General features: G+C 60.4%; 11 protein-coding genes. 10 read left to right on the forward strand and 1 reads right to left on the reverse strand.

Annotated features, from left to right (window positions below):
• The first annotated feature begins 75 nt into the window (after positions 1–75).
• Positions 76–684, forward strand: coding sequence for a sigma-70 family RNA polymerase sigma factor (locus tag FYK55_RS16475; RefSeq protein WP_161604561.1), 609 nt, complete (start codon positions 76–78; stop codon positions 682–684).
• A gap of 226 nt (positions 685–910) precedes the next feature.
• On the opposite strand, the gene FYK55_RS16480 is transcribed toward FYK55_RS16475, so the two are convergent.
• Entirely contained in the window at positions 911–1,690 is a 780-nt protein-coding gene (locus tag FYK55_RS16480) for an SDR family NAD(P)-dependent oxidoreductase (protein ID WP_150077533.1), read from the reverse strand.
• A gap of 503 nt (positions 1,691–2,193) precedes the next feature.
• Between FYK55_RS16480 and FYK55_RS16485 the strand changes: the two genes are divergently transcribed.
• The 9 genes from FYK55_RS16485 (at position 2,194) to ctaD (ending at position 12,790) form a co-directional block, all read left to right on the forward strand.
• The gene (locus tag FYK55_RS16485; protein ID WP_150077534.1) at positions 2,194–2,862 is read left to right on the forward strand and encodes a cytochrome c3 family protein; all 669 of its coding nucleotides are present in this window, start codon (positions 2,194–2,196) and stop codon (positions 2,860–2,862) included.
• A 63-nt stretch (positions 2,863–2,925) separates the two neighbouring features.
• Positions 2,926–5,985 carry a TAT-variant-translocated molybdopterin oxidoreductase gene (locus FYK55_RS16490; RefSeq protein WP_150077535.1) on the forward strand — a complete coding sequence of 1,020 codons (3,060 nt, stop codon included), beginning with the start codon at positions 2,926–2,928 and terminating at the stop codon, positions 5,983–5,985.
• The gene (gene nrfD / locus FYK55_RS16495) at positions 5,978–7,336 is read left to right on the forward strand and encodes an NrfD/PsrC family molybdoenzyme membrane anchor subunit (protein ID WP_150077536.1); all 1,359 of its coding nucleotides are present in this window, start codon (positions 5,978–5,980) and stop codon (positions 7,334–7,336) included. Before FYK55_RS16490 ends, nrfD begins: the two co-directional genes overlap by 8 nt.
• Entirely contained in the window at positions 7,333–7,881 is a 549-nt protein-coding gene (locus tag FYK55_RS16500; RefSeq protein WP_150077537.1) for a DUF3341 domain-containing protein, read from the forward strand. Before nrfD ends, FYK55_RS16500 begins: the two co-directional genes overlap by 4 nt.
• Positions 7,874–8,509: a c-type cytochrome gene (locus FYK55_RS16505; RefSeq protein WP_161604562.1), complete on the forward strand. Its 636-nt coding sequence runs from the start codon at positions 7,874–7,876 to the stop codon at positions 8,507–8,509. Before FYK55_RS16500 ends, FYK55_RS16505 begins: the two co-directional genes overlap by 8 nt.
• On the forward strand, positions 8,502–9,650 hold the full coding sequence (locus tag FYK55_RS16510; protein WP_150077539.1) for a hypothetical protein: 1,149 nt from the start codon (positions 8,502–8,504) through the stop codon (positions 9,648–9,650). The genes FYK55_RS16505 and FYK55_RS16510 overlap by 8 nt, the downstream gene beginning before the upstream one ends.
• Positions 9,647–10,051 carry a hypothetical protein gene (locus FYK55_RS16515; RefSeq protein ID WP_150077540.1) on the forward strand — a complete coding sequence of 135 codons (405 nt, stop codon included), beginning with the start codon at positions 9,647–9,649 and terminating at the stop codon, positions 10,049–10,051. The genes FYK55_RS16510 and FYK55_RS16515 overlap by 4 nt, the downstream gene beginning before the upstream one ends.
• Positions 10,044–11,177 carry a cytochrome c oxidase subunit II gene (gene coxB, locus FYK55_RS16520; protein ID WP_150077541.1) on the forward strand — a complete coding sequence of 378 codons (1,134 nt, stop codon included), beginning with the start codon at positions 10,044–10,046 and terminating at the stop codon, positions 11,175–11,177. Before FYK55_RS16515 ends, coxB begins: the two co-directional genes overlap by 8 nt.
• Positions 11,174–12,790, forward strand: coding sequence for a cytochrome c oxidase subunit I (gene ctaD / locus FYK55_RS16525; protein ID WP_150077542.1), 1,617 nt, complete (start codon positions 11,174–11,176; stop codon positions 12,788–12,790). The genes coxB and ctaD overlap by 4 nt, the downstream gene beginning before the upstream one ends.
• Positions 12,791–12,793: the final 3 nt, after the last annotated feature.

The following is a 12,793-nucleotide window of genomic DNA, read 5'->3' on the forward strand; positions in this document are numbered from 1 at the left end:
GTATCTTGATGGATCGGGCGGACCTCTTCGGACGCTGTCGCACTCGTCATGATACCGGGTGGACCCGGCGTCACCATGAACTTTTCGGGCGATTCCATGCAGCGCGGCGACGGCTCCTTTGTCGGCCAGGGCAACGACGACTTGGAGCGGTATCGAGGATACCTGCGCGTGCTGACGGAAATGAAACTGAACCCGCTGCTGCGCAAAAAAGTCGACATCTCCGACGTCGTTCAGATCACGCTGACCCGAGCCCATCGCAGCTTGAACACCTTCCACGGGCAATCGGAAACAGAACTCCGGGCTTGGCTGAGAGCCATCCTGAATCACCAAGTCATCAATCTGGCGAAGATGTACACCGCCGCCAAACGCGACATCCGGCGAGAAATTTCCATCGACGAAGTGCTGCACCGTTCCACCACCCTCCTCCTGCCCGAATTGGCGGCGGAACAGAGCACGCCTAGCGGCCGCATGATTCGGCAGGAGCTGGCCGACCAACTTGCCGACGCGATGGCCACCCTGTTACCCGACGAACGTGCCGCAATCACCTTCAAATACATCGACGGCTGGAAGGTGAACGAGATCGCCGAAGAACTGGGCCGGTCCAGCGACGCGATCGCCGGCCTGCTGCGACGAGGCATCAAGAAGTTGCGGCGACAAATCGCGATGATTTTGGAAGACTCGTGACTTGTCGAAATCGCCGAATCAATCGTGTCGGGTGCCGCGCTGCCTGGCTACCTGGACGGCGCCACGTTTCAATTGAAAACACCGTGATTTGCAGTGCAATGAGCGGCATGGTGCTCGCCGCCAATCGAGGCGAGAAAACCCGCGGCTAGCGCCACGCGGCTCACCCGAAGTGCTGTCCGAAAGCTCACACAACCCGGTAGCTGCCGTCGCATGCGCGGCCGAAAGCCTATCGGGCGGTCCATCCGCCATCGACCGTGAGCATGCTGCCGGTCACGTAGCTGGAAGCCGGGCTAGCGAGAAAGATCGCAGCTCCCTGAATCTCTTCCAGTTGCCCCCAACGTCCCAGCGCCGTGGCTCCCACGATGAACTTCTTTGCTTCCTCGGTCTCGGCGATCGGCTGATTCATGGGCGTCAGGAATGGTCCCGGGCAAATCGCGTTGACGGTGATTTGATCGGGCGCCAATTCCAATCCCAACGCTCGGGTCATCTGCACCACCGCCCCCTTGCTCGATGCGTACGGGGTCCGATTGGCCAGCCCGACCAGGCCCAATGTGCTGGCGAGATTGATGATCCGTCCGTAGCCGCCTCGTTTCATCTCGGGGACCACCCGCTTGCAGCACAGCCACAGGCCGTCCACGTTGACCTGCTGCACCTGGCGAAACTGCTCTAAAGTCAATGACTCGATCGATCCGCGAAGATTGATCCCGGCGTTGTTGACCAGGATGTCGACCTTCCCAAATAAGTCCATCGCCTGAGAAACCATCCGGTCGACCTGATCCGGATCGGTCACATCGGCCTGGATAGACTCCGCCCGAACCGGATATTCCCGACCGATGGCTTCGGCGGCTGCCCGCGCCTCTTCACCGTGACGGCTGACCAGCACCAGATCGGATCCTGCTGAAGCCAGTCCCGCCGCAATCGATTCGCCCAATCCCTTGGAGCCACCGGTGACGATCGCCACGCGATCGCTGAGTTGGAATTGGGTAATGCCGGGCCAGCGAGTCATGTTGCATCCGTTGGGGATCGAGAGAGCGGGAATTACCTGACGACCGGGCTCGGTCGCGTCCTCGGAGACCGACATTATGCCCGCTGGATATTCCACCGTGGGTCCCAGCGCGCCCTACCCAACCGGCGGACGCACCGAACCAGAATATCACTCCCGGATTCCGTGACGGATTGAAACCGGTCCCGGCCATCGATCGGCTGCGGAATTGATTCGCATCCTTGATCGACGGACAACTTGCCTTAGCATGCCAATCAGAACGTCACCTGTTTTGTGCTTCAACAACTTTGCACGCCACCAACCCCTGCAAATACCTGCAGATCAAGTTTGTGGCTTTCGCTTGATCGAAGCATCCTTGGCACAATGGGTGCAGCGGTTCGGCGCCGGCGAGAAGGACCGGCGAGAAGGATCCGGGCCTTCGGTGGGCGGTCTCACCGGACATCCTCCGCCGCGATTTTTGCCGAAGGGTTACCAATCAATCTGCTCGACGAATCACCGCAGCCGTCATGCCCCAACTCTTTTCGCGAGCCGCCGACACTTGGTTCCGAATGATTTTGGCTGTGCTGGTGATCGGAACGGGCGTCAGTGTCGGAATCGCGTTGGCGGTTGCACGGTCGCCCTACCTGACCGGCCAAAACCGAGTGCCCGCGCAACCGGTTCCCTTCAGCCACCAACACCACGTTTCGGATATCGGCATCGATTGTCGGTACTGTCACCGAGCGGTTGAAACGTCCGCCTCGGCCGGTCTTCCAACGACACAGATCTGCATGAATTGTCACCGCCAGGTGTTTGCCGATAGCGAGATGCTGGCACCGGTTCGTGCAAGCTATCGCCGACGGATTCCGATCGTCTGGAATCGCGTGCACGACCTGCCCGACTACGTCTACTTCAATCACGCCATCCACGTTCACAAAGGGATCGGGTGCTACAGCTGCCACGGGGCCGTTGGCGAGATGCCCCTGATCCGCCAGGACGCTCCGCTCACGATGAAGTGGTGCCTGGATTGCCATCGAGACCCGCAGCGGCATGTTCGCCCGAAAAAGTTCGTCTACAGCCCTCAACCACTCGAATCTTTGATCGACACGGATCAAACATCCCTGACGCATCTACGGTCCGCCCTGGTCTCCGAATATCAGATCCAAAGCAAAGTCGATTGTTACACCTGCCATCGTTAGCTGGGCGGTGCGCCCTTGAAACGGTTCGTCGACCGGGGCTGACCCCACCCTCCATTCGATCCCATGACAGACTCCCACCAACTGCCAATCGTGGACTCCGCATCGTCATGGTGGCGATCCCTCGACGAACTCGCCGCGCAACCGGAAATGCGATCGATGCTGCAGCGCGAGTTCCCACCGGAAGCGTCAAGTTTTCCCGAAGGTTCCCGTCGCTCTTTTCTGAAACTGATGTCCGCCTCGCTGGCGTTGGCAGGAGCGACCGGATGTGACATCCGCCAACCGCAAGAGAAGATTTTCGCCTCCTGGCGCCGGGGGGCTGATGAACTGGCTGGGGTGCCCAACGAGTACACGACCGCAATGGACTTCGCTGGCTCCGCGATCGGGTTGGTCGTCCAGACTCGCGACGGAAGACCGATCAAGATCGAAGGCAACTCGCTGCACCCGACGAGCCGAGGTGCGACCGGCGTGTTCGCCCAGGCCGCGACACTGGACCTGTACGACCCGGATCGACCACGAACCCCGACCCGTCGAGGGCAATTGGTTTCGCTTGGCCGGGTCCGAGAGTCGATGGCATCGTTACGCACGCAATGCGATGCCGACCGGGGTGCCGGACTGCGGATCCTGGTTGAACGCTCGACCAGCCCCACCGTTCAACGTCTACTCGATCGCGTGACCAGCCGGTGGCCCCGGGCCCGCTGGATGGTCCATGAACCATTCGGTCAGGACGGTTTGAATCAGGCAGGAATGTTGCGCTTCCGTTCCGGCGATCGTCCGCTGACACCGGTCTATGACTTCTCCCAGGCCAGCGTTGTGGTTTCGATCGACATGGATTTTCTGGCGGCTCGCGGCCACCCTGCTTGTTACATCCGCCAATTCTCCGATGCCCGCCGCGTGGTCGGCAACCAAGATCGCGACGCTTCCGGCATGGTCCGGCTGTACCATCTGGGGCCAACCCCCACGTTGACGTCGTCCAAGGCCGATCATTCGCTTGCCGTCACGCGCGCCACCACCACGTTGGTGTTGCGTGAACTGGCACGCCGGCTGGGAGCCGGACCGAAGTTACCCCAGGCCACCCTGCCCGCCGAGCACCAGGACTGGTTACAGCGAGTGACCCAGGACTTGCAGCAGGCCGGACGCGACGGCCTGGTTTGTGTGGGGACCGATCAGCCGGCCGAAACGCATGCTCTGGCGCACGCTATCAACGACCGTTTGACGTCTACCGGACGCGGTGTGCGCTGGATCTCCAGTGTTCAAATTCACCCGCAGCAAGCCGGATCGGATACGGACGCCTTGGCGCGACTTGCCGCCGATCTGTCCGCCGGCGATGCCCAATCCTTGTTGTTGCTGGGCGGTGATCCGATCGGAAACGCCGATCCCGAACTGCGGCTTTCCGAAGCGATCCGCAAGGCGGAGTTCTCGCTAGCGTTGGCCGATCACGAAAACGAGACCACGTCGGTGAGTCAGTGGACGGTTCCGCGATCCCATTTCTTGGAAAAGTGGAGTGACGCCCGGGGGCATGATGGAACGGCGTCGATCGTGCAACCGATGATCCGGCCGTTGTATCAGAGCCTTGGTGAAATCGATCTGCTGGCAACACTCGTTGAAGATGCGGAAACCGCCTACGCTGCAGTACGCAAAACCTGGCGAGAGCGGCTGGGGGATGGAGAGAATGACGAACGTTGGCGCCGGGCGTTGGCCGACGGAGTGATCGCAAATACTGAGTTCGCAGCGGTCGAATCGGATGCCACGACGAATGGGAGCGTTGAAGACGCCGTGGCGTCAGCCTCTTCCCAAGACGTGGACTCGGACACAACGCTGGAAGTCGTCGTGCGTCCCGATCCGACCATCTGGGATGGCCGCTTCATCAACAACGCCTGGCTACAAGAACTTCCCAAACCGCTTTCTCACGTGGTCTGGGACAACGCCGCCTGGATCGCGCCGGCCGACGCGCGGCGAATCGGATTGAAGTCGGGCGACATGGCAGCCATGCAGGCGGGCGCACACACGGTTGAGATTCCGGTTTGGATCGCTCCCGGTCACGCCGAAGGCTCGGTCACCGTGTTCGCCGGTTATGGGAAACCGACGGCCGGTCGAGTCGGCCGCGACACGGGATTCGATGTTCGTCCCCTGACCTGGCTGAAACCCGCCGCCCGAGCCGCAATCCGGATTCAGCCAACCGGAAACACTCACTCGCTGGTTTCGACTCAACATCACTTCGCGATGGAAGGACGTCATCTTGCCCGGTCGGGAACGCTGCGATCGCTGCGCGAGAATCCGCAAGATCCCGAGTTTGCGCACCCTCCATCGCCGCTGCCCGAAGCATCGTTGTACCCGCCGTGGCCCAACGAGGGCCATCGCTGGGGAATGAGCATTGACCTGACGGCCTGTGTCGGATGCTCGGCTTGCGTGATCGCTTGCCAGGCGGAGAACAACATTCCCGTGGTCGGCAAACAGCAATGCGACATGAACCGCGAGATGCACTGGATTCGCGTCGACACCTATTTCCAGGGATCGCCGGAACACCCCGAGAAGACGTTGCACCAACCGGTCCCGTGCATGCACTGCGAACACGCCCCGTGCGAAGTCGTGTGCCCGGTTGCCGCGACCAACCACAGCGATGAGGGGTTGAACCAGATGATTTACAACCGTTGCGTGGGGACCCGGTATTGCAGCAACAACTGCCCCTACAAAGTTCGGCGGTTCAACTTCCTGGACTTCGCTCAGGATTTCATTGACCAGCCCGTGATGGAACTGCTCTCCAATCCGGAGGTGACGATCCGCAGCCGAGGCGTGATGGAGAAATGCACCTTCTGCGTCCAGCGGATCGAACAGGCCAAGATCGCAGCCCAACTTCACGACCGAACGCTTGTCGATGGTGACATCCGAACGGCTTGCCAGTCCGCCTGCCCCGCCCAGGCGATTCGTTTCGGTGACCTGAACGATCCGCAAAGCAAGGTCACCGCGGCCCACGAGCACCCGCTTTGCTATGGCCTGCTTGAAGAGTTGAACACCAAGCCCCGCACCAAGTACTTGGCGGAAGTCACCAATCCGTCGACGACCAGGGAGGCTTTTGGCGATCCGCCGGCGTCCAACGACCGCCAGCCGGGAGAACCCGATGACTGACGGAAACGCGACGACACCCTGGGTGCCCTCGGAGGCGGATGATCGGTCGGTGACGTCCCAAATCACCGGACTGGTACTGGATCGACCCACGTCGCGAACCTGGATGGTCGGCCTGTTTGTCGGCTTGGTTGGGTTGAACGTGCTGTTGGTCTCGATCGGCTGGCTGTTCGCGTTCGGGGTCGGCGTTTGGGGCATCAACATTCCGGTCGGCTGGGGACTGGCAATCGTCAACTTCGTCTGGTGGATCGGGATCGGTCACGCCGGCACGCTCATCTCGGCCATCCTGTTGCTGTTGAAACAAGACTGGCGCAACAGCATCAATCGATTCGCCGAAGCGATGACCTTGTTCGCGGTGGCCTGCGCGGGGCTGTACCCATTGCTGCACCTGGGTCGCCCCCAGTTTTTCTACTGGTTGATCCCGTACCCGGCGACCACCACCGTGTGGCCACAATTTCGAAGCCCATTGATGTGGGATTTCTTTGCGGTCGGAACTTACGGAACGGTCTCGTTGATCTTTTGGTACCTGGGGATGATCCCGGACCTGTCAACGATGCGCGACCGCGCGTCAAACCGCCTGGTCGCTCGCTGCTACGGCGTGCTCTGCTTGGGATGGCGAAACTCTGTCCAGCACTGGATGCACTATCGAACGGCGTATCTGATCCTGGCGGGACTGGCCACGCCGCTGGTCATCTCGGTGCACACCACCGTCAGTTGGGACTTTTCTGTCAGCATCGTGGGTGCCTGGCATTCAACCGTTTTCCCCCCTTACTTTGTCGGTGGAGCCATCTTTTGCGGGTTTGCCATGGTGCTGGTGATCTCGATTCCGATGCGCCGCTTCTATCACCTGGAAAACCTGATCACGGTCCGACACCTGGATAACATGGCCAAGATCATGCTGGCGGCCGGTTTGACGGTTTCGTACGGCTACCTGATGGACGCCTGGGTTGCCTGGTACAAGAACGAACCGTTTGACAGTTACATCTACTCCAACCGCTTCGGCGGCCCCTACGCCGCTTGTTACTGGGGCTTGGTGTTCTGCAACTGCCTGCTGCCCCAGTTGCTGTGGTCACCGTGGATCCGACGCAATGCGATCGCGTTGTTCGTGATCTCGCTGGTCATCAACGTCGGGATGTGGCTGGAACGATTCATCATCATTTCGCTCAGCCTGCACCGAGACTACCTGCCGTCGGACTGGGCGATGTACATCCCGACCGTTTGGGATTGGCTGTTGTACGCGGGAACGTTCGGTTTGTTCTTGACATTGATGCTGTTGTTCGTGCGATTGCTTCCGCCGATTTCGATTTCCGAGGTCCGCGAGTTGATCCACCAGTCGAAGGAGCCGAGCGAATGAGTGCCTCGCACGACGACGCGTCCCCTACCCTGCTCGCACGATTCGCGTCCGCCGATGACCTGCGCTCCGCTGCGCAGGCCCTGCGGGACAACGCCGACATCTCACTGGAAGCGTATTGCCCCTTCCCGATTGAAGGGCTGGCCGAAACCCTCGGGCACGGATCGTCACCGATGCCAAAGATCATCGCGATCGGAGGCGTGTTGGGCGGGGTCTCGATGTATGGGCTGGAGTACTGGATCAACGTGTATGCCTACCCGCTGAATATCGGCGGCCGGCCGCTTCACAGCTGGCCGTCGTTCGTTCCACCGACATTTGAGTTGACGGTTCTGATCGCATCGATCTTCGCTCTGCTGGGCGTGCTCTACCTTTGCGGCTTGCCGCAACTTCACCACCGACTCTTTGAGATCGACGAATTTCGCCGCGCCAGCTGTGACGGATTCTTTCTGACGTTGGAATTGTCCGGGGCCGACCGGGAATTGCGGCCCTGGCGGGACCGATTGAATGAACTGGGTGCGATCTCGGTGTGGGAGGTGCCCGATGTCTAGGATCGGCTTCCTCGTGCTGTCATTGCCGGTACTGCTGGCCGGATGCACGCAACAGATGGCCAACCAGCGGCGGCTCGATGCGCTGGAACCTCGTGAGGGGATCGTCGACCAAAGCGATGTCGATCCAACTCCGCCACATGTCGTCCAAGCCAGTGACGCGGCGCGGGGACGGCCCACCCATTCCGCTTCCGGAATCGCCTGGGAATCCGGCATCAACCTGAATGAACCGCTGGACCTGTCTCGCGACCTCCGACGTGCGCTGTTGCGACGCGGACGGGAACGCTTCCTGATCCATTGTGTCCCGTGTCATGATCGTTCCGGGAGCGGAAACGGGATGGCGGCAAGGCGGGGAATGACGTTTCCACCCAGCTACCACACGCCTCGCTTGCGAAACAAACCGCTGCCCTACTTTTACAAGGTTATCAGCGAAGGGAAAAACAAGATGCCGGCCTACGGCGATCAGATCCGGGAATCGGATCGCTGGGCCATCGCGGCCTACGTGCGGGCGCTGCAACTAAGCCAATATGTCCCGGCGTCACGGCTGAGCGAAGAAGATCGACAACAGCTTGCCGGCGCCACCGGACCCGGCGAAAAGCGTCAAGATTCGTCGGAGGTGGCCGATGAGTAATCGAAAGTCCCGACACGCCATCTGGATCGCGGTGGCTGCCGGCGCAGTCGTGTCAGTTTTGCTTGGATGGCTGACATCCTGGGAGAACTTCTTTCTCGCTTACCTGGCCGCGGTCCTACTGCCCTGGAGTTTGTCTGTCGGCAGTCTGGCCTGGTTGTTGACCATCAGCTTGACCGGTGGTCGGTGGGGAATCGCGATCTGGCCTGCGCTGGTGACGCATGCGCGGCTGATGCCCTTGGTGGCCCTGTTGTTTGTGCCCTGGGCGATCGGAATTGACCAGGTCTATCCGTGGTCCGCGGATGACTACTTCACCCGTTTCGAGAACACGTCGCACCGGCAATGGTTTTACCAGACGCCCTTCTTCTTGTTGCGAACCGTTGGCTACTTTGCCCTTTGGAGCGTGTTGGCGTGGGCGGTCCGCCGCGGCGGTAGCGGCGGTGGCGAATCGGGCAACCAGGATGACGGTTTCGCGACCGTCCGTGGCGGATCGCTGGTCGCGGGCATCGGCCTGGTGGCAACGGTCTTGAGCGTGACGTGGGCATGCATCGATTGGATCATGTCGATCGATCCCTTTTTTGCTTCGACCTTGTTTGGGATCTGGATCGGCTCTGGCGCGATGTTGGCAGCCCTGGCGGCATCGATTGCCACCAGGTGCTTCGCCGTGAAAGTGGAAAAGCCGGAAACCGTCCTGGGCGATCTGTCCGGCATGCTGCTCGCGATGTTGATGCTGTGGGCCTACTTTTCCTGGTCGCAATTCTTGATCATGTGGAGCGGCGACCTGCCGATCGAGGCCCAGTACTACCTGGTACGCAGCCGCGGATTGTGGGCGATCATCACTCCGGCCGTGGCACTGCTGGGGTTTGCGGTGCCCTTTCTTTGTCTGCTGTCCTATCGATTCAAACGCACCGCTAAATGGGTCGGCGTTCTCGCGATCAGTCTGATCGTCGTCCGTGGTGTCGAACTTTGCTGGATCGTCTTGCCCGCTGCCGACGGTCAGTCGTCTCTGTTGCGATTGGGAATGACCGTCCCGCTCGCGGCAACGCTGCTGGCGATTTACGGGTTGCTCTTTTCCGCTGCCTTCAAACGGTCGCCAAACCGCCGACGCGACGACGTTTCCCCGGAACAGGAGATCGGGTCATGACGCCACCCCAACCGAACCACGATCCATCGTCGATGCCCGAACCGAACTCCTTCGCTGCCTGGTGGGTTGCGGCGGTCGGTCTTGGGCTGCTTGGGCTGATCGCCGTCGTGCTGCTGGGTTTGGCGACCGGGCTGCAGCTGTTGCTTCCGGACACCGGCTTGGTGGACGCCGAAACCGAATGGAGCCGTGCCGAGAGCTCACCGGGCGTGATGCCGAATCAGGCGTATGCGCGACGGGCTTACCAATCGCGTTGGAACGAACGGTTGGAGAGTTACGGGTGGCAGGACGACCAGCACTCCATCGCTCACGTCCCGGTCGATCGGGCGATGGAAATGATGGTCGATCAAGAGTTCCAAGTGAGCTGGGGCGAACCCAAGAGGGAGGACACCGAACGTGAATGAATCGTTTTCGTTCTTTCCGGAATCGGCGTCCGAAGGCGCCTTGCAGTTCGACCGCCTCTCGTTGGCGCTATTCGGCGTTTGCGTCTTGTTTTCGCTGGGCATTTCGCTGGCGATCCTGGTTTTCATCGCCCGCTATTGGCACAGCCGCGAGGTGGACCGTCAGTTCCAACCCTCGCGTGGGATGCACTGGTTGGTTGAAATCACCTGGATGTTGGGCCCCCTGGCGATTCTGTTGGGTCTATTCGCTTGGGGAGCCGTCGTGTACATCCGCGCTCACCGGCCTCCAACGGACCCGGTGGAAGTGAACGTCGTCGCCAAGCAATGGATGTGGAAGATTGCCCATCCTTCCGGCCGCCGAGAAATCAACACGCTGCATCTTCCGATCGGTCGACCGGTGCGATTGACGATGATTTCGGAAGACGTGATTCACAGCTTTTTTGTTCCCGCGTTTCGCGTCAAGCAGGACGTTCTTCCGGGGCGCTACAGCACGCTGTGGTTCCGGGCCACCAAGCCGGGTCGGTACCATTTGTTCTGCGCGGAGTACTGCGGCACCGAACATTCCCAAATGATTGGTCAGGTGGTGGTGCAGCAACGGGAGGAGTATGCGGAGTGGATCGCGCAAGGCACCGAGGAATCGCTCGCACAGGCGGGACGGCGAAACCTGGATTCCATGGGCTGCCTGCAGTGCCACGGTGGGATCCCCGGCGGTCAAGTCGGGCCACCGCTGACCGGCTTGTACGGCCATCGAGTGACCCTGTCCGATGGTGCCCGAGTGGTCGCCGACCCGGAGTACCTGCGGCGTTCCATCTTGGAACCGGCGGCCGAGGTCCGGGAAGGCTTTGAGCCCAAAATGCCCAGCTATGACGGCCAGATCGATCCGGAACAGCTCCTGGAGATCATCGCCTACCTGCGTTCGGTAGCCGACGCCACCGGTCCGCTGGCGGGTCCGGGGACGCTGGATACCGATTCGAGATCGCCCGGTGCATCGTCACCGGTTCAGCAGTCGCCCGATGAATCATCACCGCCCGGGCCGACCGGTGAAGATGACGTGGAACAACCGCTCGATTCACCGGAAGCGGCCGAATCACGCTCTCCTCCTTCGACGGACGCGGAGGAATCACGATGAACTACTTGAATGAATCGACGACACTGCGGTCCTGGTTCCTAACGACCGATCACAAGCGGATTGCGATTCTGTACCTGCTTTCGCTGACCTTCTTCTTTTTCGTCGGCGGAATGGCGGCCGTGCTGTTTCGCCTGGAATTGATCACGCCCGAAGGAGACTTGCTGTCGGCCGACAGCTACAACAAATTATTCTCGCTGCACGGGATCGTGATGGTGTGGTTTTTCCTGATCCCCTCCATCCCGACCGTGCTGGGCAACTTTCTGATCCCGCTGATGATCGGTGCCCGCGATTTGGCCTTTCCCCGGTTGAACCTGCTGTCGTGGTACATCTTCATGGCCGGCGGCCTGTTCACATTGACGATGATTGTCGCCGGAGGCGTCGACACCGGATGGACGTTCTACACGCCCTACAGCAGCACCTATGCGAATACCTTTGTGATCCTGGCTGCGACGGGCATCTTCATTTCCGGATTCTCCTCGATCGCCACCGGCTTGAATTTCATCGTCAGCATCCACGTGTTGCGGGCACCGGGCCTGACTTGGTTTCGACTGCCCATCTTCGTTTGGACGATTTACGCCACCAGCCTGATCATGGTGCTGGCGACGCCCGTTTTGGCGGTCACGCTGGCATTGGTTGCGGTGGAGCGGATTCTGGGCGTCGGGATCTTTGATCCGTCGATCGGTGGCGACCCGTTGCTGTTCCAACACCTGTTTTGGTTCTACTCGCACCCGGCCGTTTACATCATGATCCTGCCGGGCATGGGCGTGATCAGCGAAGTGGTCCCGTGTTTTTCCAGAAAGAGGCTGTACGGATACGGGTTCGTCGCGATGGCGACGCTGGCGATTGCCTCACTGGGTTTTCTCGTGTGGGGCCACCACATGTTTGTCAGCGGCCAGTCCATGTATGCCGGACTGCTGTTTTCCCTGTTGAGCATGCTCGTGGCAGTGCCTTCCGCGGTGAAAGTTTTCAACTGGACCGCGACGCTGTACAAGGGCACCATTTTCTTGAAAACGCCCATGCTGTACGCGTTGGGATTCATCGGACTGTTCACGTTCGGCGGCCTGACCGGGATCTGTTTGGCGACCTTGGCGTTCGATGTGCATGTCCATGACACGTATTTCATCATCGCGCACTTTCACTACATCATGGTTGGCGGAATGCTGATGGCCTATTTGGGCGGACTGCATTTCTGGTGGCCGAAGATCACCGGCCGGATTTATTCCGAATGGTGGGGGCGGGTCAGCGCCCTGGTCGTGTTCGGCGGTTTCAACATGACGTTTTTCCCGCAATTCATCCTCGGGATCCTGGGCAACCCGCGCCGCTACCACACCTACCCCGATGAATTCCAGGTGTTCCACGTCATGAGCTCGCTGGGGGCAACCATCCTGGGCATCGGTTACCTGCTGCCGTGCTGCTACCTGCTGTGGTCGTTGAAGTTCGGACGGCGTGCCAGCAACGATCCGTGGCACGCGACCGGGCTGGAATGGCGCACAACGTCTCCCCCACCGAAGCATAATTTCTTATCCCAACCGACGGTCAGTGGTCCGCCGTACGCCTATGAATCGCCACACCCCGAACTGGTGATCGGGGAAGGAGAGCCCGAACCCCACTGAGTC

Source organism: Roseiconus nitratireducens, from assembly GCF_008629675.1.
In the GTDB taxonomy this organism is placed as follows: domain Bacteria; phylum Planctomycetota; class Planctomycetia; order Pirellulales; family Pirellulaceae; genus Stieleria; species Stieleria nitratireducens.

Excerpts from the sequence above, each read along its gene's own strand:
- FYK55_RS16475 (WP_161604561.1), top strand. The coding sequence starts at position 76 with ATGAACTTTTCGGGCGATTCCATGCAGCGCGGCGACGGCTCCTTTGTC.
- FYK55_RS16480 (WP_150077533.1), bottom strand. The coding sequence starts at position 1,690 with ATGACTCGCTGGCCCGGCATTACCCAATTCCAACTCAGCGATCGCGTG.
- FYK55_RS16485 (WP_150077534.1), top strand. The coding sequence starts at position 2,194 with ATGCCCCAACTCTTTTCGCGAGCCGCCGACACTTGGTTCCGAATGATT.
- FYK55_RS16490 (WP_150077535.1), top strand. The coding sequence starts at position 2,926 with ATGACAGACTCCCACCAACTGCCAATCGTGGACTCCGCATCGTCATGG.
- nrfD (WP_150077536.1), top strand. The coding sequence starts at position 5,978 with ATGACTGACGGAAACGCGACGACACCCTGGGTGCCCTCGGAGGCGGAT.
- FYK55_RS16500 (WP_150077537.1), top strand. The coding sequence starts at position 7,333 with ATGAGTGCCTCGCACGACGACGCGTCCCCTACCCTGCTCGCACGATTC.
- FYK55_RS16505 (WP_161604562.1), top strand. The coding sequence starts at position 7,874 with ATGTCTAGGATCGGCTTCCTCGTGCTGTCATTGCCGGTACTGCTGGCC.
- FYK55_RS16510 (WP_150077539.1), top strand. The coding sequence starts at position 8,502 with ATGAGTAATCGAAAGTCCCGACACGCCATCTGGATCGCGGTGGCTGCC.
- FYK55_RS16515 (WP_150077540.1), top strand. The coding sequence starts at position 9,647 with ATGACGCCACCCCAACCGAACCACGATCCATCGTCGATGCCCGAACCG.
- ctaD (WP_150077542.1), top strand. The coding sequence starts at position 11,174 with ATGAACTACTTGAATGAATCGACGACACTGCGGTCCTGGTTCCTAACG.